The sequence below is a fragment of the Pseudomonas sp. JC1203 genome (genome assembly GCF_056175065.1).
Genome location: NZ_JBWCAM010000003.1, coordinates 173,170 through 199,481, shown reverse-complemented (window position 1 = coordinate 199,481; position 26,312 = coordinate 173,170). Strand labels below are relative to the sequence as shown.

Genomic DNA, 26,312 nt, shown 5'->3' with positions numbered 1-26,312 from the left:
GGCGCGGGCCTCAAGGCTGGTCGGTGAGGTTTTTGCCGATCATCCGCACCAGGATGATGGCGGCGATGTTGGCGATCACCACGGCGATCAGGCCACCGGCCGACGCCATGCCGACGTCGAACTGCACCAGCGCCTGGTTGTAGATCAGGTAGGCGAGGTTGGTGGATGCAAAGCCCGGCCCGCCGTTGGTGGTGGTGAAAATCTCGGCGAACACCGACAGCAGGAAGATGGTCTCGATCATCACCACCACGGCAATCGGCCGGGCCAGGTGCGGCAGGGTCAGGTGCCAGAAAATCGCGATCGGCCCGGCACCGTCCAGGCGCGCGGCTTCCTTCTGCTCCTGGTCCAGGGACTGCATGGCGGTCATCAGCAGCAGGATGGCGAACGGCAGCCACTGCCAGCTGACAATGATGATGATCGACAGCAGCGGGTAGTTGGCCAGCCAGTCTATTGGCTGCGCGCCGAAGAACCGCCACAGGTCGGCGAGAATGCCCGACACCGGGTGGAAGATCAGGTTCTTGAACACCAGCGCGCCCACCGTGGGCATGATGAAGAACGGCGATATCAGCAGCACCCGCACGATGCCGCGGCCGAAGAATTCGCTGGCCTCCAGCAGCGCGGCTATCAGCACGCCCAGCACCACGCTGATCAGCAGCACGCTGCCCACCAGCAGCAAGGTGTTGGTCATGCCCGGGATAAACCCGTCGTCAGTGAAGAAGAACTGGAAATTGCCCAGCCCGGTGAAGGTTTTCTCGCCGCCGTCCAGCAGGTTGTAGCGCATCAGCGAGAAATAGACGGTCATGCCCAGCGGCACGATCATCCACAACAGCAGCAGCGCTACCGAAGGGGTGACCAGGAACCAGCCGGGGTTGTTCAGGCGGCGCTTGCCCGGGTCGTGGTGGACCTGTGGCTGCGCCTTGGCAGTAGACGTGCTCATGATGGGTACCTTGAAAGGCTGGCCAGCCCCGGGGCGGGCTGGCCATCGCGGGCCAGTGACCTGGGCCGGCTACTTGGGATAGCCGGCGCGTTTCATTTCGCGCTCGGTGGTCGACTGCGCGTCGGCCAAGGCTTTTTCGACCGTGCTGGTGCCCACCAGCGCGCCGGCGAACAGCTTGCCCACCTGGGTGCCGATGCCCTGGAACTCGGGGATGGTGACCAGCTGGATGCCCACGTAGGGCACCGGCTTGGCCGATGGGCTTTTCGGGTCCACGGACTTCAGCGATTCCAGGGTGATTTTCGCGAACGGCGCAGCCTTCATGTAGGCATCGCTGTAGGTAGAGGCGCGGGTGCCTGGCGGCACGTTGCTGATACCGTCCTTGTCGGCCACAAGCTTGGCGTAGGCCTGGGAGGTGGCCCACTGGGTGAAGGTGCTGGCGGCGTCCTTGGCCTTGGAACTGGTAGGGATGGCCAGGGCCCAGGAATACAACCAGGCCGAGCCCTTGTCGGTTTTCTCGTGGGGGGCGTAGGTGAAGCCGACATTATCGGCAACCTTGCTCTGGCTCTTGTCGGTGACGAATGAGCCAGCCACGGTGGCGTCGACCCACATGGCGCACTTGCCGCTGTTGAACAGCGCCAGGTTCTCGTTGAAGCCGTTGCTGGAAGCGCCCGGCGGGCCGTATTTCTTCATGGTGTCGACGTAGAAGGTCAGCGCGCCGGTCCATTCGGGGCCGGTGAATTCAGGCTGCCATTTCTCGTCGAACCAGCGCCCGCCCCAGCTGTTTGCCACGGTGGTGATCAGCGCCATGTTCTCGCCCCAGCCGGCCTTGCCGCGCAGGCAGATGCCGTACTGGCCCTGGTCGGGCTTGTTGAGCTTGGCGGCGAACTCGGCCATCTGGGTCCAGGTAGGGTGGTCGGGCATGGTCAGCCCGGCCGCCTTGAACAGGTCGGTGCGGTAGTAGGTCATCGAGCTTTCGGCGTAGAAGGGCAGGGCGTACAGCGTGCCCTTCACCGACAGGCCGTCGCGCACCGAAGGGAACACGTCGTCCAGGTTGTAATCGGCGGGCAGGTCTTTCATCGGTTCCAGCCAGCCCTTGGCACCCCACAGTGCCGCTTCGTACATGCCAATGGTCAACACGTCGAACTGGCCACCCTGGGTGGCGATGTCGGTAGTGAGGCGCTGGCGCAACACGTTTTCTTCCAGCACCACCCATTTCAGCTTGATGTCGGGGTGCTGTTCTTCGAAGGTTTTCGACAGCCGCTGCATGCGGATCATGTCGCTGTTGTTGACGGTGGCGATGGTCAGCGTCTGGTCGGCGTGGGCCGTGACGCAGAGCCCCAGCAGGGCGGCGAGGCTGGCGCGGGCAAGCAGGATTCTGGCGGGCATCGACATTGCACTCCTCTTCGGTGCCCGGTGGGCACGAAGCCTGGTTATTGTTGTTGTGTCTTCCTGAAGCGTGGGAAGCAGCTGGGATTGATTACAGACCCAAAATGGGCGGGTTACAAATCCTTGGAGGCAGGCGTGTCGATACTATTTTGCACTGTGGCATGGCGGGACGCGGCCTTTGGCCGCTGCTACAGGGTTTGCGGGAGGGGCGGGCGGGGGGGCGCGTAGCAGCTGCCGAAGGCTGCGTCCGCAGTCTCAGGCGCCCAGGTTCTGCTCGGTCAAGCGCTGCACCGCCAGGCGCCGGTAGTGGCTGGGGGTCATGCCCTTGAGCTGCTGGAAGCGGCGGTTGAAGTTGGAGATGTTATTGAAGCCCGACTCGAAACACACATCGGTCACCGGCTTGTCGCCATCGGCCAGCAGCTCGCAGGACTTGCTGATGCGCAGGCGGTTGACGAACTCCACGAAGCAACGTCCGGTGGCCTGCTTGAACACGCGGGAAAAATACGTGGGCTTCATGCCCAGGTACTGCGCCACTTCCTCCAGCGGCAGTTCGCGGCCGTAGTGGCTGAAGATGTAGTCCACGGCGCGGTTGGTGCGGTCGATGCTGTGCTCGTCGGCCAGTTGCGGCGAGTTGCCGTCCGACAGCAGCTGATAGTCCTCGCAGGCGGCCAGCAGCTCCATCAGGATCAGGAAGTGCCCCAGCCGGCTTACGCCACGGCTGTCGGCGATGCGTTGCATCAGTTCGGTGGCCTGCGCCAGGGTGTGCGGGCAGCGGAATTCGATGCCGTGGCGCGCGCGCTCCAGCAGCGGGCCCAGGGTTTTCAGCTCGCTGAATACCGGCAGGGCGCTGTCGAACAGCTCATCGGTGAAGTTCACCAGCATGTCGCGCTTTTCCACCACCTGGTCAGGGCCGACTTGGCTGATCCAGTTGTGCGGCAGGTTGGGGCCGGTGAGGAACAGGCTGTTGGGGGTGAAATTGCCGATGTAGTCGCCGATGAACACCTTGCCGGCGCTGGCGACAATCAGGTGCAGCTCGTATTCCTTGTGGAAGTGCCAGCGCACCAGCGGGCACGGGAAACCGTGCTGGCGGTAGATGATCGACAGGCCTTCGTGATCGTCCATCAACTCATAGGACGGGTCGGTGATTCTGCTGGGTCGGGTCATGCCATGGCCGCTTATTGTTGTTTGCCAATGGCTGCCAGAGTAATCAAACGCCCGCCGGCTGCGCAATGGCCGGTCAGCCTGCCGGGTCGCTGCCGGTGCGCTGTATGTAGGCCAGGGCGTCCTCGGCCAGGCGAATGGACTGGTTCACCGGCTCGCTGTTGCGCAACCGCACGGCAGTGGCCAGCGCTTCAATGACCGCCACCAGCGCCACCTTGGAGTTGCGCAGCACCGGGTGGGCGGGGGAGGCGTACAGGCAGTGGTCGGCGATGTCGGCCATGGGCGAGGCTGGCGAATCGGTGATGGCCAGCACGGTGGCGCCGCGGCCCAGGGCGTACTGCGCCATGCGCAGGGTGTCGCGGGTATAGGGGGGCAGGGCCAGGGTCAGCAGCACGTCGCCTTCGTGGATGGTGGCCAGGCGGTAGGTGGCGTTTTCGCTGCCGCCTTCCATGTTCAGGGTGATCACGTGGGCGCAGTGTGGGATCAGGCAGCTGGCTGCCAGCCCGGCCAGGTAGTGGCTGTTGCCGAAACCCAGGATGTACAGGTTGCCGGCGTGGCTGATGCTGCTGACCACGGCTTCGAACTGCGCATCGTCATTGGCGTTGAGCACCGCTTCAAGGTTGCCATTGCTCAGGCGAACCTGTTGCGCCAGGTCGAAGCCGCGCTCGGGGTGGTGGGCCACTTCGTGCTGCACAAGGTCGACCGGCGACACCAGTTCCAGCAAGTGCTGCACCAGCGCCTCGCGCAGGCCGGTAAAGCCATTGAAGCCCATGTGGTTGGCCAGGCGGTTTACCGCAGCCGTCGAGGTGTGGGCGCCCTCGGCCATGCGCTCGATGTTCAGGGTGGGCGTCAGCCAGGGGTTCTGCAGAATGTAGTAGGCCACCTTGAACAACGCCGTCTGCTTCTCCCCGCTGGCCCCGGAGCGGTGGCGTAACTGGTCGGCCACCTGGATTATCTGCTGCATGAAGGGCGTTTTGTAGACCTTGTGGGAAAGGTCGGGGTTAGGGGTGTCCATCATGGTGGCAGCGTCCTGGGGATGAAAAGGAGCAGGCGTTTTGTATTATTCCGAAAGTGTAGATGGAATTTAAAAACGCGGATCCAATTCTCCGAAGAATTTTGCTACCCCTTTGCCAGCCGGTTTCTACGGCTGTGCAAGCACAGCCTTGACCTTGTCGCGCAACTGGTCGATGGAGAAAGGCTTGCCGATCATGTGCATGTCGGCGGGCAGCTCGATGTTCTCCGCGTAGCCGCTGGCGAACAGCACCGGCAGGCCGGTGCGCAGCTCTCGTGCTTTGGTGGCCAGGGCCGTGCCTTCCATGTCCGGCAGGCCCTGGTCGGTCATCATCAGGTGAATGATGTTGTCCTCGCGCAGAATTTTCAGTGCCTGTTCGCCATCGGCAGCCTCGAGCACCTGATACTCCAGCTCCTCCAGCACATCGACGATCAGCATGCGCACGATGTCGTCATCCTCGACGACAAGAATGGTTGGGGCGGTGGCGTTTGGCATTGGAGCAGTCCTGGGCGGTGACGGAAAAGGCAGGGCGCGACGGGCGCCGCCAGTCTTTAATGAGTAAGCAGGGGCGCCGGCAAGTTCCGTACGACGGTTACCAAAACGCAAAAACAGTGGCACAAGGATACCGGCGTGCCAGTGATATGCAAAATAAAGCCGCATTTGCTGGCCAAAACCGCCGCCGCCTTCTAGAAAGCGTAAGAGAACATGGAAAGTTCCGTGCGAAATTTCTCATGTTGATGCGGGAAAATTTGGATCTTTTACGTGGAATTCCGGCAAACTCTGCCGTTTTACCACCTCACCAGGGACGCAAGGGACATGAGCAAACCCTCCAGCATCGATGAGCAGAGCTTTCGCAAGCTGCTGACCCGCAACGTCAGCCTGCCCTTGGGCGTGGGCCTGCTGAGCGGCGTGGTGTTCGTCAGCATCATCGGCTACCTGATGAATACCATTGATTGGGTGGAACACACCGATCGGGTCATCAACAATGCCAACGAAGTCGCCAAGCTGTCCATCGACATGGAAACCGGCATGCGCGGCTACCTGCTGACCGGCAAGGAAGATTACCTTGACCCCTTCGAGCTGGCCAAGCCGCGGCTCGCCGCCGAGGTCCCGGCGCTCCAGGAACTGGTGGCCGACAACACCGCCCAGGTCGACCGCCTGACCCGTATCGCCGCGCTGCAGAAGGAGTGGATGAATTACTCCCAGTCGATGATCGACCTCAAGCGCAGCACCGGCGACTACTCCTCGGTGGTGCAGACCGGCCGTGGCAAACGCCTGACCGACGCGGTGCGTGGCGAGTTCGATGACTTCCTCGCCATGGAACACAACCTGCGCCAGCAGCGCAGCCAGGACGTGGCCCATACCATCACCCTGTCGATCACCCTTTATATTGCCTTCCTGGTGCTGATCAGCGCGGCGCTGGCCTATTTTGGCCGGCGCGACATGCTCACCCTGTCCACTACCTACGGCGACAACCTCGACGCCCAGCGCCGCAGCGCCGAGCGCCTCGAAGCCCAGGCCTGGCTGCGCACGGGCCAGACGCAACTGGCCGAGCAGGTGCTGGGGCAACTCACCCTGCAAATGCTGGGGCGCAACGTGCTGCAGTTCTTCGCCAACTACCTGGGCAGCGTGGTGGCCGCGGTGTATGTACGTGAAGAGCACGGCAGCCTGCGCCGCGTGGCCACCTACGGCTTCTCACGCGAGCAGGAAGGCCGCGAGCAGATCATCATCAACGGCGAAGGCGTGATTGGCCAGGTGGCGCAGAGCGGGCGCCTGATGCGCCTGGATGACGTGCCCCAGGACTACTTCAAGTTCACCTCGGGCCTGGGCGAAGGCCTGCCGCACAGTGTGCTGATCGTGCCGACCCATAACGACGACGGCATCAACGGCGTGGTGGAACTGGGCTTCCTGCGCCCCTTGAGCGAACGCGACGTGGAACTGCTGGAGCTTTTGGCCAGCAACCTGGGCACCTCCATCGAGGCCGCGCGCTACCGCCAGCGCCTGCAGGAAGTACTGGCCGAGACCCAGCAGCTCAACGAAGAGCTGCAAGTGCAGCAGGAAGAGCTGAAAACCGCCAACGAAGAACTGGAAGAACAGTCGCGGGTGCTCAAGGAGTCCCAGGCGCACCTGGAAACCCAGCAGGCGGAACTGGAGCAGACCAACGAACAGCTGGCCGAACGCACCGACGCCCTGGCCGAGCAGCGCGATGCCCTGGACGCCAAGAACCTGGAACTCAACCGCGCCCAGGTGGAGCTGGAAGAGCGCGCCGAGGAACTGCAGCGCTCCAGTAAGTACAAGTCCGAATTCCTCGCCAACATGTCCCACGAGCTGCGCACGCCGCTCAACAGCTCGCTGATCCTGGCCAAGCTGCTGTCGGAGAACGCCGAGGAAAACCTCACCGGCGAGCAGGTCAAATTCGCCGAATCCATCTATTCCGCCGGCAACGACCTGCTGAACCTGATCAACGACATCCTCGATATCTCCAAGGTGGAAGCCGGCAAGCTCGACGTGCGCCCGGAAAACACCAGCACCGCGCGCCTGGTGGACGGCCTGCGCACGATGTTCGAGCCGCTGGCCGCCGACAAGCGCCTGGACTTCTCGGTGGCGCTGCTGGACGGCGCGCCGCCCATGCTGTTTACCGACCGCCAGCGCGTGGAGCAGATCCTCAAGAACCTGCTGTCCAACGCGCTGAAGTTCACCGAGCAGGGCCAGGTGACGCTGACCGTGGCGCCGCAGCCGGACAACGGCATTGCCTTCCATGTGCGCGACACCGGCATTGGCGTTGCCACCGACCAGCAGCAGGCTATTTTCGAGGCCTTCCGCCAGGCCGACGGTACCACCAACCGCCGCTACGGCGGCACCGGCCTGGGCCTGTCGATTTCCCGCGACCTGGCCAACCTGCTGGGCGGCTACATCAGCGTCAGCAGCACCCTGGGCAAGGGCAGCGAGTTCACCCTGGTGCTGCCGCAGCGCTACGAGGAAATGCAGCGCGACGAGGTGCACCCGGCACCTACCGTCATTCCGGCGCCGCAGCACGCCGTTGCCGCGCCCGAACCTGCGTTGCTGCCAGAGGTGGTGATCGCGCGCTTCCCCGATGACCGCGAAAAAGGCCCGTTCGAGCGCCGCTGCATTCTGGTGATCGAGGACGAGCCGAACTTTGCGCGCATTCTCTTCGACCTGGCCCACGAGCTGAACTACCACTGCCTGGTGGCCCACGGCGCCGACGAGGGCTTCAACCTGGCCGCGCAGTTCGTGCCCGACGCCATTTTGCTGGACATGCGCCTGCCCGACCATTCCGGCCTGACCGTGCTGCAGCGCCTCAAGGAACTGCCCGCCACCCGCCATATCCCGGTGCACGTGATTTCGGTGGAAGACCGCGTCGAGGCGGCCATGCACATGGGCGCCGTGGGCTACGCCGTCAAGCCCACCACCCGCGATGAGCTGAAAGACGTGTTTGCGCGCCTGGAAGCCAAGCTCACGCAGAAGCTCAAGCGCATCCTGCTGGTGGAAGACGACGACCTGCAACGCGAGAGCATCGCGCGCCTGATCGGTGACGAGGATATCGAGATCACCGCCGTCGGCCTGGCCCAGGAAGCCCTGGACCTGCTGCGCGACAACGTCTACGACTGCATGATCATCGACCTCAAGCTGCCGGACATGCTCGGCAACGACCTGCTCAAGCGCATGTCCACCGAAGAGATCTGCGCGTTCCCGCCGGTGATCGTCTACACCGGCCGCAACATGACCCGCGACGAAGAGGCCGAGCTGCTGAAGTATTCGCGCTCCATCATCATCAAGGGCGCGCGCTCGCCAGAGCGGTTGCTGGACGAGGTGACATTATTTCTGCACAAAGTCGAATCGCAGCTGTCCCAGGAAAGACAGAAGATGCTCAAGACCGCGCGCAGCCGCGACAAGGTCTTCGAGGGCCGCAAGATTCTGGTGGTGGACGACGACGTGCGCAACATCTTCGCCCTCACCAGTGCCCTGGAGCACAAGGGTGCGATCGTCGAAATCGGCCGTAACGGCCGCGAGGCCATCGACAAACTCAATGAAGTGGAAGACATCGACCTGGTGCTGATGGACGTGATGATGCCGGAGATGGACGGCTACGAAGCCACCCGCGAGATCCGCAAGGACACGCGCTGGCGCAAGCTGCCGATCATCGCCGTGACCGCGAAGGCCATGAAGGATGATCAGGAGCGCTGCCTGCAGGCCGGCGCCAACGACTACCTGGCCAAGCCCATCGACCTGGACCGGCTGTTTTCCCTGATACGCGTGTGGTTGCCACAGCTGGAGCGCATTTAGTGCCGCAAAACCTTGACCTGCGAGGCCACCGTTGATGACGGTGGAGCGCAATACCGACATCGAGATCCGCTTGCTGATCGAGGCTATCTACCTCAAGTACAGCTATGATTTTCGCGATTATTCCGGCGCCTCCATCAAGCGCCGGATTCACCACGCCCTGCGCCAGTTGGAGTGCGCGACCATTTCCGCGCTGCAGGAGCGGGTGTTGCACGACCCCACGGCGTTCATGCAGTTGCTGCAGTACCTGACTATCCCGGTGAGCGAGATGTTTCGCGACCCCGAGCACTTCCTGGCGATCCGCCGCGAAGTGGTGCCGCTGCTGCGCACCTATCCCTCGATCAAGGTGTGGATCGCCGGCTGCAGCACGGGCGAGGAGGTGTATTCGATGGCCATCCTGCTACGCGAGGAAGGCCTGCTGGAACGCACCATCATTTACGCCACCGACATCAACCCGCAGTCCCTGGAGAAAGCCAAACAAGGCATCTACTCCATGGAAAGCGTGCGCACCTACACCGAGAACTACCAGCGCGCGGGCGGCCAGCAGGCGTTTTCCAACTACTACACCGCCGCCTACGGCAACGCCATTTTCGACAGCAGCCTGCGCGAAAACGTGACCTTCGCCGACCATAGCCTGGCCACCGACAGCGTGTTTTCCGAAACCCAGCTGGTGTCGTGCCGCAACGTGCTGATCTACTTCAACAAGAAGCTCCAGGACCGCGCCTTCGGGCTGTTCCACGAGTCGCTGTGCCACCGCGGCTTCCTGGTGCTGGGCAGCAAGGAAACCCTCGACTTTTCCGCCTACAGCGACAGGTTCGAAGCACTGGCCAGGCCTGAACGGATCTACCGCAAGACATGAAGGCAGGCGCCGGGTACGCAGCGGTGGTGGTGGGTGCATCGGCCGGCGGGGTCGAGGCCCTGCTGCGCGTGTACGGCATGCTGCCGCCAACGTTCGCGCTGCCGGTGCTGACCGTGCTGCACCTGCCCGATGACCGCCACAGCCAGCTGGCCGAGGTGTTCGCCCGGCGCATGCAACGCGCTGCCAAGGAGGCAGTGGACAAGGAAGACATACAACCAGGGATGTTTTATTTCGCCGGCCCCGGCTACCACCTTTCGGTGGAGCAGGACCGCAGCCTGTCGTTGAGCCAGGAAGACCGGGTGCATTACTCGCGCCCCTCCATCGACCTGTTGTTCGAATCGGCCGCCGATGCCTACGGCCCGCAACTGATCGGGGTGCTGCTCACCGGCGCCAACGAAGACGGTGCGCGCGGCCTGGCAACCATTGGCGAGCGCGGCGGTCTGACCATTGTCCAGGACCCGGCTGAAGCGCGCGTGGCGATCATGCCCGAAGCTGCGCTGAAGCTGCGCCGGCCCGACCATATACTCCCATTGAACGGCATAGGCTTATTGCTCGCCGAGCTGGAACAAAGCGCATGCCAAGCCCAATAAAAGCAAAACTGCTGATCGTCGATGACCTGCCGGAGAACCTGCTGGCCCTGGAAGCGCTGATCAAGGCTGACGACCGTGAGGTACACAAGGCACTGTCGGCCGACGAAGCCTTGTCGCTGTTGCTGCAACATGAATTTGCCCTGGCCATTCTCGATGTGCAGATGCCGGGCATGAACGGTTTCGAGTTGGCCGAGCTGATGCGCGGCACCGAGAAAACCAAGAGCATTCCCATTGTCTTCGTCAGTGCCGCCGGGCGCGAGCTCAACTACGCCTTCAAAGGCTATGAAAGCGGTGCGGTGGACTTCCTGCACAAGCCGCTGGAAATCCATGCGGTAAAGAGCAAGGTCAGCGTGTTCGTCGACCTGTATTGCCAGCGCAAGATCCTCAAGGAACAGCTCGACGCCCTGGAGCGCAGCCGCCAGGAACAGGAGGTGCTGCTGAAGAAACTGCAGGCCACCCAGAACGAACTGCAGCACGCGGTGCGCATGCGCGACGACTTCATGTCCATCGTCAGCCACGAGGTGCGCACGCCGCTCAACGGCCTGATCCTGGAAACCCAGCTGCGCAAGCTGCACCTGGCCCGGGACAACGCCGATGCGTTCAGCCTGGAGAAGATGCGCGGTATGGTCGACCGTGACGAGCGGCAGATCCAGAGCCTGATCCGCCTGATCGAAGACATGCTCGACGTTTCGCGCATCCGCACCGGCAAGCTGTCGATCCGCCCCAGCGAATTCGACCTGACGCAGCTGGTGGCCAACCTGCTGGACAACTTCGCCCCGCAGGTCGCCGCCGCCGAGTGCAGCATCAGCCTGCACGCCACTGAACCGGTGATCGGCACCTGGGACGAATTCCGCGTGGAGCAGGTGATCTCCAACCTGGTGTCCAACGCCCTGCGCTATGGCGGCCGTGGCCCCATCGAGGTCAGCGTGTACGCGCAGAAAGGCGCGGCGCTGGTGGAGGTGCGCGACCACGGGATCGGCATCAGCAAGGAAAACCAGGCGCGCATCTTCCAGCAGTTCGAGCGCGTGTCGGCCACCCACGTGGTGGCAGGGCTGGGCCTGGGGCTGTTCATTTCCGAGCAGATAGTGGTCGCCCATGGCGGCTCCATCACGGTGCAGAGCGCGCTGGGCGAGGGTTCGACGTTTATCGTCAGCCTGCCGCTGTAACAAGCGCCAGGCGGCACGCAACCTCTACGGGCGGCCACGGTCACATAGGCAGCCAACCTAAAAGTACATAGGCGTTACCATGAGTGAAGATGCACAAGACGTTGTCCTCATTGTCGAGGATGAACCCTCGATTCTGATGGTGTTGTCCGACTACCTGAAAGGCGAGGGGTACCACGTGCTGGAGGCCGAGAACGGCGCCCAGGCGTTCGAGATCCTGGCGCGCAAGCCGCACCTGGACCTGATGGTCACCGATTATCGCTTGCCGGGTGGCATTTCGGGCGTGCAGATCGCCGAGCCGGCGCTGAAGCTGCGCCCGGAGCTGAAGGTGATTTTCATCAGCGGCTACCCGCAGGAAATCATCGAGTCCGGCAGCCCGATCACGCGCAACGCGCCGATTCTGGCCAAGCCGTTCGACCTTGATACCTTGGGTGAAAAGATCCAGCAATTGCTGGTGTGAGGACGCGGCCTGCGGCCGCTGCTACAGCCGTATAGCAGCGGCCGCAGGCCGCTTCACACCTCGATCATCTCCCGCACCTTCGCCGTCAGCAAATCAAACGCAAACGGCTTGGTGATCATCTGCATGCCCGGGTCCAGGAAACCGCCGCGCACGGCCGCGTGTTCGGCATAGCCGGTGATGAACAGCACCTTGAGCCCCGGCCGCAGCTGGCGGCCGATCTCCGCCAGCTGCCGGCCGTTCATGCCGCCAGGCAGCCCTACGTCGCTGATCAGCAGGTCAATGCGCTGGGGTGAATTGAGGATGGGCAGGGCGCCCGCCGAATCGGCAGCCTCCATCCAGGTGTAACCCAACTCGCGCAGCACCTCGCCCACCAGCACGCGCACGGCGCTGTCGTCCTCGACAATCAGCACGGTTTCGCCACTGCGTGCCCGCCGTGGGCGCGCCACGGGGGCATCTGGCTGGTCGGGCAGCTCACCGCGAAAACGCGGCAGGTACAGGCTCACCGTGGTGCCCTTGCCAATTTCGCTGCGGATGGCCACGTGGCCCTGGGACTGCTTGCTGAACCCGTAGATCATCGACAGGCCCAGGCCGGTGCCCTGGCCGATGGGCTTAGTGGTGAAGAACGGGTCGAAGGCACGGTTGATCACGCTTTGGGGCATGCCGCAGCCGTTGTCGCGCACGCTCAGGCACACGTAATCGCCCACGGCCAGGTTGCTCTGGCCGCGGGTGAAGGTGGCGTCCAGGTGGCAGTTGCGGGTTTCCACCAGCAGTTCGCCACCGTTGGGCATGGCGTCGCGGGCGTTGATCACCAGGTTGAGCAGGGCGCTTTCCAGCTGGTGCGGGTCTGCCTCGGCCACCCACAGGTCGGCGCCCAACTTCATGTGCAGGCGAATGCTTTCGTCGAGGCTGCGTTGCAGCAACTCGTCCATGGCCAGCACCAGGCGGTTCATCTGCACCGGCTGGCTGTCCAGCGACTGCCGGCGCGAGAACGCCAGCAGCCGATGGGTCAGGCCGGCGGCGCGGTTGGCCGAGGTCACGCCCAGGTCGATCAGGTTGTCGAGGTCATCGGTGCGCCCACGCGCCAGGCGCCGGCGCATCAGTTCCAGGCTGCCGATGATGCCGGTCAGCATGTTGTTGAAGTCGTGGGCAATGCCCCCGGTCAACTGGCCCACGGCTTCCATTTTCTGCGCCTGGCGCAGCGCTTCCTCGTTCTGGTTGATCTGCGCGGTACGCTCTTCCACCTGCTGTTCCAGGGTTTCGTTCAGCTGGCGCAGGCGTTCCTCGCCCAGCCGGCCCGCAGTCAGCGCGCTTTGCAGGCGCTGCTGGCTGTCGCTGAGGTCGTTGAGGCGGTCGCGCGCTTCGTACTGGCGGCGGCGCCCACGAATGGCGGTGTTGATAAGGCTGACCAGCGCCACCGGGTGGAATGGGCGCTCCAGGAAAGTGACGTTGCCCAGTTGCGCGCCCAGCCGCATGGAGGGCACGTGGTCGGGGCCGCCGTGGTGGGTCATCAGCACGATGGGCAGGTCGGACCAGGTGGGCTGGTCGGCCAGGAACCGGATCAACGGCCCCAGGTCGACGCCAGCCAGCGCTTCTTCGGCGATCACGGCCATGCCGGCACCTTGCTGCAGCTGTTGGCACAGGTCGGCGAGGTCGGCAGCCGAAGCGCCGCTGAAACCCGCTTCGCCCAGTATCGTCAGGGCCACCTCATTGTCGCGCCCCAACGGCGCGAGGATGATCGCGGTTTCGGGGGCCGGGGCTTGTGGGCTCACGGCTGTTGTTCCTGCAGCAGCGGCTTGCCTTCGCCCACGTAGGTGGGCACCCCGCGCAGCACACCCTGGAATTCATGCAGGGGCTCGCCGATGGTCATGCCCAGGCTGCCAATCTTGTATTCGCGGATGGTCGCCTCGTGGCCGCCGTAGCGTTTCTTGATCACCGACATGGCTCGGCGCACCTGGCCCAGCGCTTCGAAATAACGCAGCAGAATCACCGTGTCGGCCAGGTAGGTGAGGTCTACCGGGGCCTTCATGTCGCCCACCAGGCCTTGCTGGGCGACGGTCATGAAGGTAGCGGCGCCACGGCGGTTGAGGAACAGCAACAGCTCGTGGATGTGCATCACCGGTGAGCCTTCGTCGATCATGGCGGCCTGGTAACCGTTGATGCTGTCGATGACCACGGTCTTGATCTGATGCTCGTCGACCTTGCTGCGCACCCGGTGGGCGAATTCGCCCGGCGACAGTTCGGCGGCGTCCACCTGCTCGATAAGCATGGCACCGCTGTCCTGCATGGCCTCAAGGTCGATGCCCAGGTAGCGCATGCGTTCGAACAGCAGGCCCAGTTCTTCATCGAAGATGAACAGCGCCACTTTCTCGCCCCGGGCCACCGCCGCGGCGGCGAAGACCATGGCGATCAGTGATTTGCCGGTGCCGGCGGGGCCCAGGATCAAGGTGCTGGAGCCGTTTTCAATGCCGCCGCCCAGCAGTGCGTCGAGGCCGGCGATGCCGCTGCTCAGCTGGCTGCGTTCATAGTGGGCGCGGTGCTCGGCGGCCACCAGGCGCGGGAACACCTGCACGCCGTCGTGGTGGATGGTGAAGTCGTGGTAACCACCGCGGTACTTCTGCCCGCGGTATTTGATGATGCGCAGGCGGCGGCGCTCGGCGCCATAGTCCGGGGCTTTTTCCTCCAGGCGAATCACGCCGTGGGCAATGCTGTGCAGGGTTTTGTCCAGCGGCTCGCTGGTCATGTCGTCGAGCAACAGCACGGTGGCGTTGTAGCGAGCGAAGTGGTGCTTGATGGCGAGGATCTGCCGGCGGTAGCGCAGCGAGCTTTGCGCCAGCAGGCGCACCTCGGACAAGCTGTCGAGCACCACGCGGTCGGGCTTCAGGCGCTCCACTACATCGAAAATCTGCCGGGTGGCTTCGCCCAGTTCCAGGTCGCTGGAGTACAGCAGGCTTTGTTGTTGCTGGGCGTCCATCAGCGTCTCTGCCGGGGTCAGCTCGAACACGTTGATCTGCTCGTCCAGCTCCCAGCCGTGGGAACGGGCGCCTTCACGCAGCTCGCGCTCGGTCTCCGACAGGGTGATATACAGGCAACGCTCGCCCGCGGCTGCGCCGTTGAGCAGGAATTGCAGGGCAACCGTGGTCTTGCCCGCGCCAGGTTGGCCTTCGAGCAGAAAAATATGGCCGCGGCTCAAGCCGCCGCACAGAATGTCATCGAGACCGGCAATACCGGTGGCAGCTTTCGACGTCATCAATGCTCAGTCCTCATGTGGCGATCAGGGCGCACAAGGGCCTTGCAAAGGGCCGCTGCACCTACTCTGGACAGCGGCGCTTGGCGGCAAGTTCCGATTATTTAAGGGCTACAGGCCTTGTTGCAACGCCGGGTCATCGGGGTTCTGCTGCTCCAGTTCCGCCAGTAGCACCTGCACGTTCTGCAGCTGCCCGGTCTGCTTCCAGTAGTCGATCAACAGTATCCGCGCCTTGCGGTTGGCCGGCTGCCTGAGCAGGATCTCGTCCAGCTGGCGCTGGGCGGCGTCCACCTGGTCCATCTGGTGCAGGGTCACGGCCAGGCTGTAGCGGTAGTCGCTGTTGTCGGGTTCCAGTTCCGAGGCGCGGGCCAAGGCCAGCAGGGCGTATTCGCCCTGGCCGTGGCGTATCAGCCATTCGCCCAGCTCGTGCTGCAGCAGCGCTGAATCGGGGTGGGCCAGCAGCTGCTCGGCCAGCAGCTGGCGCGAGGCGTCGTTCTGGCCCTGCTTTTCCAGCACCCGCACCTGCACCGCCACGGTTTCCAGGTCGCCGGGCGCCAGTTCATGGGCGTGCTTGAGGGTGGCCAGGGCCTGGGTGTAGTCATCGTTGTACAGGTAGATGCGCGCCAGTTGCAGCTGCCCGTCGGCGTCATCCGGGGTGCTGAGCAAAGCTTGCACGTAATCGTCGAGCACCGCGTTCAGGCGTGCGAAATACAGGCCCAGGTCGTCCGGCGACAGGCCAATGAGCGCGCGCGCGGCGTGGAAGCGAATGTCCTGGTCATCGTCATCCAGCAGCGGCCCCAGCAGCAGGCTGCGCTGGGCGTCGGGCACCAGGTGGGTCACCGCGTCGATGGCGCCGTGGCGCACCAGCAGGTTCTGGCCGTCGGCAAGGTCGGCCTTCACCAGCTTCAGCGCCTGCGGGCTGGGGTAGTTGGGCAGCTCGGCCAGCAGGCTGATGCGCCGGATGGGCGACAGGTCCTTGCGCGCCAGCTGCTGGTACAGCACCCGTGCCGCCCCTGGCTTGCCGTTGTGCGCCTGCGCAAGCGCCCGCGAATAACTGTGCCGCAGCTCCGGCTCGCTGGGGGTGGCCGCCGGCCGGGTCAGGTACCAGGCAGCCCCCAGCACGATGAACAGGGTGAACAGCAGGGACAGGTAGCGGAAAAGCTTGGGCATTGAGCAGTCCATGGCGCAGCGGGCTTTTGCAGGGATGGCCAGCTTGGGACAGGTGGGGGGTGGGAGTCAAACGTGGGGTGCACCTCCAGGCCCCACCGCAATCCTGTAGCCGCTGCCGCCAGTACGTGTAGCAGCGGCCGAAGGCGGCGTCCTGGAGCAACGCAGGACCGCCGCCGGACGCAGCCTTCGGCAGCTGCTACGCGAATGCGGATAACCCATAGATCGCGTCGCCGGTATCGCGGCCATTTCAGGACAGTTGCTGCTACGGGGGAGAAGTACCTGTCATTTCTAACAGGTCACAGAACAAGGCGGTACTGGGATCATGAATCTCCTTCACACACTACAAGAAGCAGATCATGACCAACATCACCGCACCCGGCGCCCTGGACCCTGATTTCAACGGAGGCGCGCGGCAAACCATCACGCCCAGTGGGGTGGCGAGCAAGATCCATTCGCTGTTGCCCTTGGCGAGTGGCGCCATGCTGGTTGCTTCGTCTGGCGATCCCACCAGCACATTTGCGGTCAACCTGTTCAACGCCGATGGCAGCCTGCCGTCCCCTGACGTCTTCGGCAATTCGGTCAGCTCCCGTGGGCATGGCTACTTGCTGGACAGCTTTAGCTCGGCTCGTCCCGTCCCCCAGTTGCACGCATACCGGAACAATGAGTTCCACGTGCTGAGTTTCCAGCGCGAAGGGGTGAACATGGCGCGATACAACGCAGCTGGCCGGCCGCAAGCCCGGCATCTGGTGGAGTTCAGCGCGCTGCCCACCGGCGCGGTCGCCCAAGGGCCGATGCTAAGCGCCGCAGACGGTGAGCTGCTGTACGTCGCGTTCACGGTTACGCTGCTCAACGCCGACACGTTGGTTGCGGTGATGTGCATCACTGCGGACGGTGTGTTGAACCCGGCGTTCAATGGTACCGGCGTGCAGTTGATTCACCTGCCCGATACCGTCACCCGTGCCAGCGCCTTGCGTGGCCTGGCAGTGCAGCGACACGGCGCCAATGCCGGCAAGGTGGTGCTCGCCGGCGGTTGGGCCGTTGGGGCGGCGGACGAGGGGCTGTACCTGACGCGCCTGAGCACCAACGGCGAGCCTGATTCGACGTTTGGCGAGCGCGGTTTTGCCTGGGTGGCTGCTGACCAGTACCGCTACATGCAGTTGATTGTCGACCCGGCCGATACACTGAAATTGTGCGGCTCGGTCAGGGATCGCGAAGCGTCACCGCGTACCCGTGAGTTCGCCATTGCCTGGGACGCGGAAGGGGCGGTGGACCGTGCGTTCAACGATGGCCTTGCGCTGTTGGAAACATACTCGGCTGCCGCGAACGAACTCAGGACGCCCGTCTTCTTCAGCTCCAGCGAGCAGGCTGGAGCCTACCGCCTGGCGTGCCTGAAATGGTTCAACACCCAGCAAATCATCTTGGCTGCGCTTGACGGCACTGGGCATATGGATGAAGCAATGGGGCGTGTGTGGCTCACGGTGGCGGGTTCGATGGGTAACAGCACGGGTGGCGCAGTGGCCCATGACGTCGATGGAAAGATGCTGGCTGGCTGGCATTCTTCGGTGCTCCGCGTGTTGGGGTGATAACGCAGCCCCCATCAATCCCGTAGCAGCTGCCGCAGGCTGCGTCATGGCCACCGCTGTACCTGGTAAATCTTGATGCAGCAGACGCAGCCTGCGGCAGCTGCTACGGGGGGGGGGCGCCGGGGCGCAACGTTTCCGTAGGACCAAACGTAGGACAATTCTGATTTGCTCGGGTAGGCTTGTTTGGCCCGGGTCATGGCAATAACCTCCCTCGTGCCACTGCTTCCAGTGGTCGGGTTTGGTAGCCCGGGCCTTTGTTGTATGCGCATTGCCATTTGTGGTGGCTGCGCGCAGGGCACCTTCGTGTGCGCCGGTTTTACTCGTTGGCCCGGTCTACCAACCTGCGTACAGCCGCCTCCATCGTTTGGTAGCGATGTAGCGGCGCTTAACAACAACGAGGAAACACCATGACATTTGAAACCCCTTCCGATCCACCTTCCACCGCCACCCTGGCATTCGGCGCCACCGACGACTCGGGTGAGCCGTTCTACACCGTACGGGCCGGTATCCCCATGGAGCATGCCTTGGGCCAGATATCGCTGTTGCTGAAAATTGTGCGATTGCCAATTGCAGGAGCGCGGCTTGTTGTGGTCGGCGCTGCATCAGATCGAAGCGGCGAAGGCGTTGACGGATGCATTGATCACCGGGACGTCGCTCAACTGATGGGCTAACAATCCCCGTAGCAGCTGCCGCAGGCTGCGTCATGGTTGGCGCCCCGGACGCAGCCTTCGGCAGCAGCTACAGGGGAGGGGTACCTGTTATTTCTAACAGGTCACAGCGTGAGAGTTTACAGTCATGCTCGGTGCTTCTTCACCAACCTTTGGAAGCACACCATGACAAGCACTAAAGTACCTGGCCAGATGGACCCTGGTTTCAATGATGGCAAGGTGCAATACATTACGCCTGCCAGTCCGTTGAACCAGCTCTATTCTTTGCTGGCATTGCCTGACGGGCGTATGTTGATCGCCTCAAACGGTGTCTCACCGACCAACAATTTTTTAGTCAACCTATTCAACGCTGATGGTTCCCTTCCAAGCATCGATGAGTTCGGTAACGTGCGCGGCCCCCGGGACAATGGTTACCTGGTGGACAGCTTCGGTGCCCTTCGCCCCACGCCTCAGTTGCAACCTTACAACGAGGGCCAATTCCACGTACTGAGTTATCAGTCCACCGGCATTCACTTCCTGCGTTACAACGCATCGGGTGAGCGGCAGCAGGAGCTTCCACACGTGGTCGGCTTCAGCGCCTTGCCCGCAGGTGCCGTTGCCAGGGGGCCGATGTTCAGCGCGGCGCACGGTGAGTTGTTGTACGCAGCCTTCACGGTCACCCTGCTCAACGCCGATACCCTGGTTGCGGTGATGTGCTTCACGGCTGACGGTGTGTTGAACCCGGCGTTCAATGGTACCGGCGTGCAGCTTATCCACGTACCCGATACGGTTACCCGCGCCAGTGAATTGCGTGGCCTGGGCATACAGCGCCATGGCGCCAACGCTGGCAAGGTAGTCATCGTGGGCGGCTGGTCCGCTGGCGCGTCGGAGGAAGGCTTGTACGTGACCCGCCTGACGAGCAACGGCGAGACCGACTTGGCATTTGGCGAGGATGGTTTCGCGTGGGTAGCAGCTGACCGCTATACCCACATGCAATTGGTTGTCGACCCGGCCGATACGCTCAAGGTATGTGGCTCGCTGAGGGACCGCGAAGCGGTGCCGAAGACCCGTGAGGTCGCCATTGCCTGGAGCGCGGACGGTGAGGTGGACCTGGCTTTCAATGGCGGCACCGCGCTTCTGGAAACAACCTCGTCTAGCGCCAGTGAGACCAGAGACAGGGTCTTCTTCAGCTCAGGCGAGCAGACTGGAACGTACCGTTTGGCCTGTCAGAAACGGTTCGGCACCCGGAATATTCTCATGGCGGCGCTTGACGGTAATGGGCGGATGGATGAACTGATGGGGCGAGTGCGATTGGACATGCCAATTGCTGCGACTAACGGCAGTGGTGGTGCGCTAACGCACACTGTTGACGGGAAAATGCTGGCTGGCTGGGGCATGTATGTGTTTCGTGTGCTGGGGGAATAAACTGGCGGCTGCCGCCAGGCTGCGCTGGCCGGTGTGAACCCTGAAGATTTTTAGTGAGGCACAGGGCCAGCGCAGCCTTCGGCAGCGGCTACGCGGTTGCATAGGCACAAAAAAGCCCCGCACGAGGGCGGGGCAAAAAGGTCAGTCAAAAACCAACCAAAGGAGCTCGGTTAAATCACTTGGCCGACGCCACTGCCTGGCCTTTGTCCGGCACTTGCCAGCCGCCGCCCAGGGCTTTGTAGATGGCGACGATGCCGCGGTATTGCTCGATTTCGGCCTGGGCCTGGGCGTCTTCGGCGCTCAGGCGTTCGCGTTCGGCGTCCAGCAGCACCAGGTAGTCGACGGTACCTTCGCGGTATTGAATGGAAGCAAGGTCAGCGGCGGCGCGGCTGGCGTCGCTCTGTTTGTTCAGCGAAGCCAGGCGCTGCTGGATCTTGCCGTAGTCGCTGAAGGCGTTTTCCGACTCTTCCAGGGCCAGCAATACTTGCTGCTCGTAGGTGGCCAGGGCGCCTTCGGCGTCGGCGTTGGCACCGCGGATGCGCGCACGCACGCTGCCCAGGTTGAAGGCCGCCCAGGTAATGCTTGGGCCCAGAGACCAGGCGTTGGCCGCGGCCGAGCCGATTTGCGAGCCGCGCTGGGCAGTGAAGCCCAGGAAGCCGGAGAGGCTGACGCGCGGGAACAGGTCGGCGGTGGCCACGCCGACGTTGGCGGTGGCGGCCGCCAGCTTGCGTTCGGCGCTGCGCACGTCGGGGCGGCGGCGCAGCAGCTCGCCCGGGTCGCCAATGGGCAGGGCCTTGGAGATGGCCGGCAGTTTCGCCGGGCTCAGGTCCACGCTCAATTGGTCCGGGCGCTGGCCCAGCAGGGTGGCGATGCGGTTGCGCGCCCGTACCTGTTCGGCCTGCAGCTGCGGCACGGTGGCTTCGACCCCGGCCAGGCGCGCGTCAGCGCGCACCACGTCCAGTTCGTTGCCCACGCCGGCGTCACGCAGGCTGACGGTGATGGTGCGCGATTCCTGCTGGGTCTTCAGGTTGGCCCGGGCAATGTCTTCGCGCAGTTGCGCGCCGCGCAGGTCACCGTAGGCGTCTACAAGGTCGGCGATCATGGTTACCTGCAGCTGCTGCAGGTCGGCGCGGGCGGCGTCTTCCTGGGCGTCGCTGGCTTCCAGGCTGCGCTGGATGCGGCCGAACAGGTCGACCTCCCAGGCCATGTCCAGGCCCAGGTCATAGCGCTCCTGGTTGACCCGGTCGGTGGTCTGGCCGGGCACCTGGCCCTTGCCCACTTCACTGCTGGCGCGGCTGGTGACCACCGGGAAACGCTCGGTGTTGACGTCGTCGCGGATGGCGCGGGCGGCCTTCAGGCGGGCGAAGGCCACGCGCAGGTCGCGGTTGCCCTGCAGCGAGGTCTGCACCAGCTGGTTCAGGACAGGGTCGTCAAACTGCTGCCACCACACTGCGTCGAAGTGACCGCGGTCGTACTGGCCATCCTTGGCGGCAACGACGTTGGCCGCCGCCGTGTCCGGGGTCTTGTAGTCGGGGCCCACGGCGCAGGCCGCCAGGGCCAGCACCAGCAGGCTGGGCATGAAGAGTTTCAGGCTCATGCTGGGTTCTCCAGGGTCAGAAGCTGGGCGGCCTTGCGGGCCTTTTTCTTTTCCACGCGGTTGCGGATCAGCACGAAGAACACCGGGGTCAGCAGGAGGCCGAAGAAGGTTACCCCCAGCATGCCGGAGAACACCGCCACGCCCATGGCATGGCGCATCTCGGCACCGGCGCCGTGGGACAGCACCAGCGGCACCACGCCCATGATGAACGCGAACGAGGTCATCAGGATGGGGCGAAGGCGCATGCGGCATGCTTCCAGCACGGCGGCCAGCGGGTCCAGGCCTTCCTCCTGCTTGTCCTTGGCAAATTCGACGATCAGGATCGCGTTCTTGCACGCCAGCCCCACCAACACGATCAGGCCGATCTGGGTGAAGATGTTGTTGTCGCTACCGGCGATGATCACGCCAGCGATGGCCGACAACAGCGTCATGGGCACGATCAGGATCACCGCCAGCGGCAGGCTCCAGCTTTCGTACTGGGCGGCCAGCACCAGGAAGGCCAGCAGCACGCACAGCGGGAACACGAACAGCGCGGTGTTGCCCGAGAGAATCTGCTGGTAGGTCAGCTCGGTCCACTCGTAGGTCATGCCGTTGGGCAGCTCTGCTTTCAACAGTTTCTCGACGGCGGCCTGGGCCTGGCCCGAGCTGTAGCCGGGGGCAGCGTTGCCGCTGATTTCGGCCGTGACGAAGCCGTTGTAGTGCATCACGCGGTCCGGGCCCGAGGTGTTGTTGACCTTGATGAAGGTCGCCAACGGGATCATCTCGCCGAGGTTGTTGCGCACTTTCAGCTGGCCGATCTGCTCAGGCTCCAGGCGGAATTGCTGCTCGGCCTGGACGTTGACCTGGTAGGTGCGGCCAAAGCGGTTGAAGTCGTTGGCGTACAGCGAGCCCAGGTAGATCTGCAGGGTGTCGAAGATGTCGCTGATGGCCACGCCGTGGGTCTTGGCTTTCTCGCGGTCGATGGCGGCGTCCACCTGCGGCACGTTCACGGTGTAGCTGGTAAACAGCCCGGCCAGTTCCGGCACGCTGCGGCTCTTGGCGATGATGTTCTGGGTTTCGCTGTACAGCGCGTCATAGCCCAGGTTGCCACGGTCCTCGATCTGCAGGCGGAAGCCGCCGATGGTGCCCAGGCCCTGCACGGGCGGTGGCGGGAAGATCGCCATGTAGGCGTCCTGGATGGCGGCGTACTTGCCGTTCAGGGCGCCGGCGATGGCCGCAGCCGACTCGCTGGGGTCACGGCGTTCATCGAAGTCCTTCAGGGCCACGAAGACGATGCCGTTGTTGGGGCTGTTGGTGAAGCCGTTGATCGACAGGCCCGGGAAGGCGATGGCGTTGGCCACCCCCGGCTGCTTCATGGCGATGTCCGACATTTGCTTGATGACGTCTTCGGTGCGGTCCAGGCTGGCGGCATCGGGCAGTTGCGCGAAGGCCACCAGGTACTGCTTGTCCTGCGCCGGCACGAAGCCCGTCGGGGTGGTGGAGAAGCCCAGCCAGGTCAGGGCGATCAGGCCTGCGTACACCACCAGGGCCACGCCGCTGCGGCGGATCACCCGGCGCACGGTGCCCACGTAGCCATGGCTGGCCTTGACGAAGAAGCGGTTGAACGGCGCGAACAACCAGCCGCCCAGCAGTTTGTCGAGCACCTTGGAGAAACGGTCCTTGGGCGTGTCGTGGCCCTTGAGCAGTACCGCGGCCAGGGCGGGCGACAGGGTCAGTGAGTTGAACGCCGAGATCACCGTGGAAATGGCGATGGTCAAGGCGAACTGCTTGTAGAACTGCCCGGTCAGGCCACTGATGAAGGCGGCCGGTACGAACACCGCGCACAGCACCAGCGCCGTGGCGATGATGGGCCCGGTCACTTCGCCCATGGCGCGCTTGGTGGCGTCCACGGGGTTAAGGCCCAGCTCGATGTTGCGCTCGACGTTCTCCACCACCACGATGGCGTCGTCCACCACGATGCCGATGGCCAGCACCAGGCCGAACAGCGACAGGGCGTTGAGCGAGAAACCGAACAGGTGCATGACCGCAAAGGTACCGATCAGCGACACCGGCACGGCCACCAGCGGGATGATCGAGGCGCGCCAGGTCTGCAGGAACAGGATCACCACCAGCACCACCAGGATCAGTGCTTCGAACAGGGTGTGGATCACCGCTTCGATAGAGCCACGCACGAAAATGGTCGGGTCGTAGACGATGCTGTAGTCCATGCCCTCGGGGAAGCTCTTCTTAAGTTCGGCCATCTTGGCCCGCACTTCATTGGAGATGTCGATGGCGTTGGAGCCGGGGCGCTGGAAGATCGGGATGGCCACCGCCGGCTGGTTGTTGAGCAGCGAACGCAGGGCGTACTGGCTGGAGCCCAACTCCACCCGCGCGATGTCCTTCAGGCGGGTGATCTCGCCATCGGCGCCGGTGCGGATGATGATGTTCTCGAACTCTTCCTCGGTCACCAGGCGGCCCTGGGTGTTGATCGACATCTGGAAGCTGGTGGCGCTGGGCGAGGGCGGCGAACCCAGTTGGCCGGCGGCCACCTGGCGGTTCTGCTCGCGAATGGCGGTGACCACGTCGGTGGCGGTCAGGTTGCGCGAAGCGGTCTTGTTCGGGTCCAGCCACACGCGCAGGGAGTAGTCGCCCATGCCGAACAGCTGCACGTCGCCGATGCCGCCCAGGCGCGCCAGTTCATCCTTGATGTTGAGGATGGCGTAGTTCGACAGGTACAGCATGTCGTAGCGTTTGTCCGGCGAGGTAAGGTGCACCACCATGGTCAGGTCGGGGGAGGCCTTGTCCACGGTGATGCCGATGCGCGTCACCTCTTCGGGCAGCTTGGGCTCGGTACGCGTCACGCGGTTCTGCACCTGCACCTGGGCGTTGTCCAGGTCAGTGCCCAGGGCGAAGGTGATGGTCAGCGTCAGCTTGCCGTCGGCGGTGGACTGCGAGGACATGTACAGCATGTTCTCGACACCAGTGATGGCCTGCTCCAGCGGCGCGGCCACGGTTTCGCCGATGACCTTGGGGTTGGCGCCGGGGAAGTTGGCGCGCACCACCACGGTGGGTGGCACCACTTCGGGGTATTCGCTGATGGGCAACTGGAACAGCGAGATCGCGCCGCCGATCAGGATCAGCAGCGAGAGCACGGCGGCGAAGATCGGCCGCTGGATAAAGAACTGGGAAAATTTCATCGGTCTGTTCCTGTTAACCGCGTGGCGTGGCGACGCTGGCCACGTTCACGCTGGCAGCGGCGGCGGGCGGGTTGCTGGCCTGCAGGGCCTTCAACTGTTCAGCCAGGGCAGCGAGGGTGGCGGGGCTGGCCATCGGCGCATCTTCGGGGTCGACCTGGGCGCCCGGGCGTACCCGCTGCAGGCCGTTGATGACGATGGTGTCGTCCTTGGCCAGGCCGCTGCGCACAATGCGCAGGCCTTCAAGCTTGGGCCCCAGTTCCACGGTGCGGTAGGTGGCCTTGTGGTCCTTGTCCACCACCAGCACGAACTTCTTGCCCAGGTCGCTGGCCACGGCTTCGTCCTTGATCAGCACGGCTTCATAGGTGGCGCTGCCCACCAGCTTCAAGCGCGCGTACAGGCCTGGGGTGTAGCTGCCGTCGCGGTTGTCGAACACCGCGCGGCCACGGATGGTGCCGGTGCGCGGGTTGACCTGGTTGTCGACGAAATCCATCTGGCCCAGGTGCGGGTTGCCGTCTTCGTTGGACAGGCCCAGGTATACCGGGGTAGTGGCGCCGCGCTCGCCCTTGCGCGCCAGTTGGCTGTACTTGAGGTACACGCGCTCGTCGGCGTCGAAGTAGGCGTAGACCTTGTCGGTAGACACCAGGCTGGTGAGCGGCGTGACGTCGGCGGTGACGATGTTGCCGGCGGTGATTTCCGCACGGCTGACGCGGCCGCTGATGGGCGCGGTGACGCGAGTGAAGCTCAGGTTCAGCTTGGCCAGGTCCAGTTGCGCCTGGATGGCGGCTACCGCTGCGCGCGATTCCTGGGCAGTGCTGGTGCGGGTTTCGGCCAGTTCCGTGGAAATGGCGTTGCTGGCCCGCAGGCGCTCGCCGCGCTGGGATTCGCTTTCGGTACGGGTGGCGGTGGCACGGGCCTGTTGCAGTTGCGCGTCGAGGCGGCGCACTTCAGCTTCGAACGGGCGCGGGTCGATCTGGAACAGCAGGTCGCCCTTTTTCACCAGGGCACCTTCGGTGAACGCTACCTGGTCGATCTGCCCGGACACCCGTGGGCGCACTTCAACGGTTTGCGGCGCCTCCAGGCGCCCGGTGAACTCGTCCCACTCGTTGATGGGCTGTTCCAGCACCTTGGCCACGGTGACTTTCGGCGCCGCCGGCGCCTGCGACACCTCGGGGGCACGCCCGCAAGCACTCATCACCACGACCGCCAAGGCGGCCAGAGGGAAGCGTAGATGTTTGATTGACTGTTCCATGGGGCACGTCCACCACTGTATTGAGAATGGGCGGAGTGTGTTCGCTGGACCCCGTTATCGACGAATCGAATGGGGCGAAGGTATATATCATTCGCAATGATATTAGAGTGCCCCGAGGGCTCTGGGACGGGGATTTCGTAAGCTTGCTATCGATTGTGGTGATGCTGGACGCGGCCTGGCGGCCGCTGCTACAGAAGAGGTGGCGCCGCGCAGGGCGTACACCGGTGATCTTCAGCGTGGATCAAGCCCAGCGCAGCCTTCGGCAGCGGCTACATCGCGTGGCAGCAACTGTCTTGTGGGAGCTGGCTTGCCAGCGAGCTTTTATGGCCCCAACAGCTCGCTGGCAAGCCA

The 26,312-nt window shown here is 63.8% G+C and carries 20 protein-coding genes; 9 read left to right on the top strand and 11 right to left on the bottom strand.

The features are described from left to right. Positions 1–10: 10 nt before the first annotated feature. The 5 genes from AC0SZ7_RS06265 to AC0SZ7_RS06245 form a co-directional block, all read right to left on the bottom strand. Positions 11–937 carry a carbohydrate ABC transporter permease gene (locus AC0SZ7_RS06265; protein ID WP_475503560.1) on the bottom strand — a complete coding sequence of 309 codons (927 nt, stop codon included), beginning with the start codon at positions 935–937 and terminating at the stop codon, positions 11–13. Between the two features lie 69 nt (positions 938–1,006). Next, a complete protein-coding gene (locus AC0SZ7_RS06260) occupies positions 1,007–2,323 on the bottom strand; it encodes an ABC transporter substrate-binding protein (protein ID WP_475503559.1) in 1,317 nt (438 codons plus the stop codon). 255 nt (positions 2,324–2,578) lie between these two features. After that, positions 2,579–3,487: an AraC family transcriptional regulator gene (locus AC0SZ7_RS06255; RefSeq protein ID WP_475503558.1), complete on the bottom strand. Its 909-nt coding sequence runs from the start codon at positions 3,485–3,487 to the stop codon at positions 2,579–2,581. Positions 3,488–3,560: 73 nt separating this feature from the next. Continuing rightward, positions 3,561–4,502 carry a MurR/RpiR family transcriptional regulator gene (locus tag AC0SZ7_RS06250; RefSeq protein WP_475503557.1) on the bottom strand — a complete coding sequence of 314 codons (942 nt, stop codon included), beginning with the start codon at positions 4,500–4,502 and terminating at the stop codon, positions 3,561–3,563. A gap of 123 nt (positions 4,503–4,625) precedes the next feature. Next, complete coding sequence (locus AC0SZ7_RS06245; protein WP_475503556.1) at positions 4,626–4,991, bottom strand: response regulator; 366 nt, start codon at positions 4,989–4,991, stop codon at positions 4,626–4,628. On the opposite strand from AC0SZ7_RS06245, the gene AC0SZ7_RS06240 reads away from it, so the two are divergent. From AC0SZ7_RS06240 to AC0SZ7_RS06215, 6 genes are all read left to right on the top strand, one after another. Continuing rightward, complete coding sequence (locus AC0SZ7_RS06240) at positions 4,991–5,338, top strand: hypothetical protein (protein WP_475503555.1); 348 nt, start codon at positions 4,991–4,993, stop codon at positions 5,336–5,338. The two genes, AC0SZ7_RS06245 and AC0SZ7_RS06240, sit on opposite strands and share 1 nt — an antisense overlap. Continuing rightward, positions 5,313–8,801, top strand: a complete 3,489-nt coding sequence (locus AC0SZ7_RS06235) for a response regulator (protein WP_475503554.1) — start codon at positions 5,313–5,315, stop codon at positions 8,799–8,801. Before AC0SZ7_RS06240 ends, AC0SZ7_RS06235 begins: the two co-directional genes overlap by 26 nt. Positions 8,802–8,835: 34 nt before the next feature. Continuing rightward, on the top strand, positions 8,836–9,657 hold the full coding sequence (locus AC0SZ7_RS06230) for a CheR family methyltransferase (protein ID WP_475503553.1): 822 nt from the start codon (positions 8,836–8,838) through the stop codon (positions 9,655–9,657). Next, a complete protein-coding gene (locus tag AC0SZ7_RS06225; protein WP_475503552.1) occupies positions 9,654–10,247 on the top strand; it encodes a chemotaxis protein CheB in 594 nt (197 codons plus the stop codon). Before AC0SZ7_RS06230 ends, AC0SZ7_RS06225 begins: the two co-directional genes overlap by 4 nt. Beyond that, the gene (locus tag AC0SZ7_RS06220; protein ID WP_475503551.1) at positions 10,232–11,413 is read left to right on the top strand and encodes a hybrid sensor histidine kinase/response regulator; all 1,182 of its coding nucleotides are present in this window, start codon (positions 10,232–10,234) and stop codon (positions 11,411–11,413) included. The genes AC0SZ7_RS06225 and AC0SZ7_RS06220 overlap by 16 nt, the downstream gene beginning before the upstream one ends. A gap of 79 nt (positions 11,414–11,492) precedes the next feature. After that, the gene (locus AC0SZ7_RS06215; RefSeq protein ID WP_416424760.1) at positions 11,493–11,870 is read left to right on the top strand and encodes a response regulator; all 378 of its coding nucleotides are present in this window, start codon (positions 11,493–11,495) and stop codon (positions 11,868–11,870) included. 53 nt (positions 11,871–11,923) lie between these two features. On the opposite strand, the gene AC0SZ7_RS06210 is transcribed toward AC0SZ7_RS06215, so the two are convergent. The 3 genes from AC0SZ7_RS06210 to AC0SZ7_RS06200 all read right to left on the bottom strand — a co-directional run bounded on the left by AC0SZ7_RS06210 (position 11,924) and on the right by AC0SZ7_RS06200 (position 16,284). Beyond that, entirely contained in the window at positions 11,924–13,639 is a 1,716-nt protein-coding gene (locus tag AC0SZ7_RS06210; protein WP_475503550.1) for an ATP-binding protein, read from the bottom strand. Continuing rightward, entirely contained in the window at positions 13,636–15,117 is a 1,482-nt protein-coding gene (locus tag AC0SZ7_RS06205; RefSeq protein WP_475503549.1) for an ATPase domain-containing protein, read from the bottom strand. The genes AC0SZ7_RS06210 and AC0SZ7_RS06205 overlap by 4 nt, the downstream gene beginning before the upstream one ends. 108 nt (positions 15,118–15,225) lie before the next feature. Next, on the bottom strand, positions 15,226–16,284 hold the full coding sequence (locus AC0SZ7_RS06200; protein ID WP_475503548.1) for a tetratricopeptide repeat protein: 1,059 nt from the start codon (positions 16,282–16,284) through the stop codon (positions 15,226–15,228). A gap of 356 nt (positions 16,285–16,640) precedes the next feature. On the opposite strand from AC0SZ7_RS06200, the gene AC0SZ7_RS06195 reads away from it, so the two are divergent. The 3 genes from AC0SZ7_RS06195 to AC0SZ7_RS06185 all read left to right on the top strand — a co-directional run bounded on the left by AC0SZ7_RS06195 (position 16,641) and on the right by AC0SZ7_RS06185 (position 19,939). Beyond that, the gene (locus AC0SZ7_RS06195; protein WP_475503547.1) at positions 16,641–17,867 is read left to right on the top strand and encodes a hypothetical protein; all 1,227 of its coding nucleotides are present in this window, start codon (positions 16,641–16,643) and stop codon (positions 17,865–17,867) included. Positions 17,868–18,274: 407 nt separating this feature from the next. Beyond that, the gene (locus AC0SZ7_RS06190; protein WP_475503546.1) at positions 18,275–18,538 is read left to right on the top strand and encodes a hypothetical protein; all 264 of its coding nucleotides are present in this window, start codon (positions 18,275–18,277) and stop codon (positions 18,536–18,538) included. 162 nt (positions 18,539–18,700) lie between these two features. Continuing rightward, entirely contained in the window at positions 18,701–19,939 is a 1,239-nt protein-coding gene (locus AC0SZ7_RS06185) for a hypothetical protein (RefSeq protein WP_475503545.1), read from the top strand. Positions 19,940–20,114: 175 nt separating this feature from the next. On the opposite strand, the gene AC0SZ7_RS06180 is transcribed toward AC0SZ7_RS06185, so the two are convergent. Genes AC0SZ7_RS06180 through mexE form a run of 3 tightly spaced genes read right to left on the bottom strand, consistent with a single transcriptional unit; the run spans position 20,115 to position 25,961 of the window. Beyond that, entirely contained in the window at positions 20,115–21,536 is a 1,422-nt protein-coding gene (locus AC0SZ7_RS06180; protein ID WP_475503544.1) for an efflux transporter outer membrane subunit, read from the bottom strand. Then, positions 21,533–24,712 (bottom strand): efflux RND transporter permease subunit, encoded by a 3,180-nt coding sequence (locus AC0SZ7_RS06175; RefSeq protein ID WP_475503543.1) that lies wholly within the window; start codon positions 24,710–24,712, stop codon positions 21,533–21,535. Before AC0SZ7_RS06175 ends, AC0SZ7_RS06180 begins: the two co-directional genes overlap by 4 nt. 13 nt (positions 24,713–24,725) lie before the next feature. Next, the gene (mexE, locus tag AC0SZ7_RS06170; RefSeq protein WP_475503542.1) at positions 24,726–25,961 is read right to left on the bottom strand and encodes a multidrug efflux RND transporter periplasmic adaptor subunit MexE; all 1,236 of its coding nucleotides are present in this window, start codon (positions 25,959–25,961) and stop codon (positions 24,726–24,728) included. Between the last annotated feature and the right edge of the window lie 351 nt (positions 25,962–26,312).

Bases quoted from the DNA above. Each gene is read 5' to 3' on its own strand.
- AC0SZ7_RS06200 (WP_475503548.1), bottom strand. From the start codon at position 16,284: ATGCCCAAGCTTTTCCGCTACCTGTCCCTGCTGTTCACCCTGTTCATC.
- AC0SZ7_RS06260 (WP_475503559.1), bottom strand. From the start codon at position 2,323: ATGCCCGCCAGAATCCTGCTTGCCCGCGCCAGCCTCGCCGCCCTGCTG.
- AC0SZ7_RS06220 (WP_475503551.1), top strand. From the start codon at position 10,232: ATGCCAAGCCCAATAAAAGCAAAACTGCTGATCGTCGATGACCTGCCG.
- AC0SZ7_RS06265 (WP_475503560.1), bottom strand. From the start codon at position 937: ATGAGCACGTCTACTGCCAAGGCGCAGCCACAGGTCCACCACGACCCG.
- AC0SZ7_RS06230 (WP_475503553.1), top strand. From the start codon at position 8,836: ATGACGGTGGAGCGCAATACCGACATCGAGATCCGCTTGCTGATCGAG.
- AC0SZ7_RS06205 (WP_475503549.1), bottom strand. From the start codon at position 15,117: ATGACGTCGAAAGCTGCCACCGGTATTGCCGGTCTCGATGACATTCTG.
- AC0SZ7_RS06175 (WP_475503543.1), bottom strand. From the start codon at position 24,712: ATGAAATTTTCCCAGTTCTTTATCCAGCGGCCGATCTTCGCCGCCGTG.
- AC0SZ7_RS06190 (WP_475503546.1), top strand. From the start codon at position 18,275: ATGACATTTGAAACCCCTTCCGATCCACCTTCCACCGCCACCCTGGCA.
- AC0SZ7_RS06235 (WP_475503554.1), top strand. From the start codon at position 5,313: ATGAGCAAACCCTCCAGCATCGATGAGCAGAGCTTTCGCAAGCTGCTG.
- AC0SZ7_RS06245 (WP_475503556.1), bottom strand. From the start codon at position 4,991: ATGCCAAACGCCACCGCCCCAACCATTCTTGTCGTCGAGGATGACGAC.
- AC0SZ7_RS06180 (WP_475503544.1), bottom strand. From the start codon at position 21,536: ATGAGCCTGAAACTCTTCATGCCCAGCCTGCTGGTGCTGGCCCTGGCG.
- AC0SZ7_RS06250 (WP_475503557.1), bottom strand. From the start codon at position 4,502: ATGATGGACACCCCTAACCCCGACCTTTCCCACAAGGTCTACAAAACG.
- mexE (WP_475503542.1), bottom strand. From the start codon at position 25,961: ATGGAACAGTCAATCAAACATCTACGCTTCCCTCTGGCCGCCTTGGCG.
- AC0SZ7_RS06225 (WP_475503552.1), top strand. From the start codon at position 9,654: ATGAAGGCAGGCGCCGGGTACGCAGCGGTGGTGGTGGGTGCATCGGCC.
- AC0SZ7_RS06255 (WP_475503558.1), bottom strand. From the start codon at position 3,487: ATGACCCGACCCAGCAGAATCACCGACCCGTCCTATGAGTTGATGGAC.
- AC0SZ7_RS06195 (WP_475503547.1), top strand. From the start codon at position 16,641: ATGACCAACATCACCGCACCCGGCGCCCTGGACCCTGATTTCAACGGA.
- AC0SZ7_RS06215 (WP_416424760.1), top strand. From the start codon at position 11,493: ATGAGTGAAGATGCACAAGACGTTGTCCTCATTGTCGAGGATGAACCC.
- AC0SZ7_RS06185 (WP_475503545.1), top strand. From the start codon at position 18,701: ATGACAAGCACTAAAGTACCTGGCCAGATGGACCCTGGTTTCAATGAT.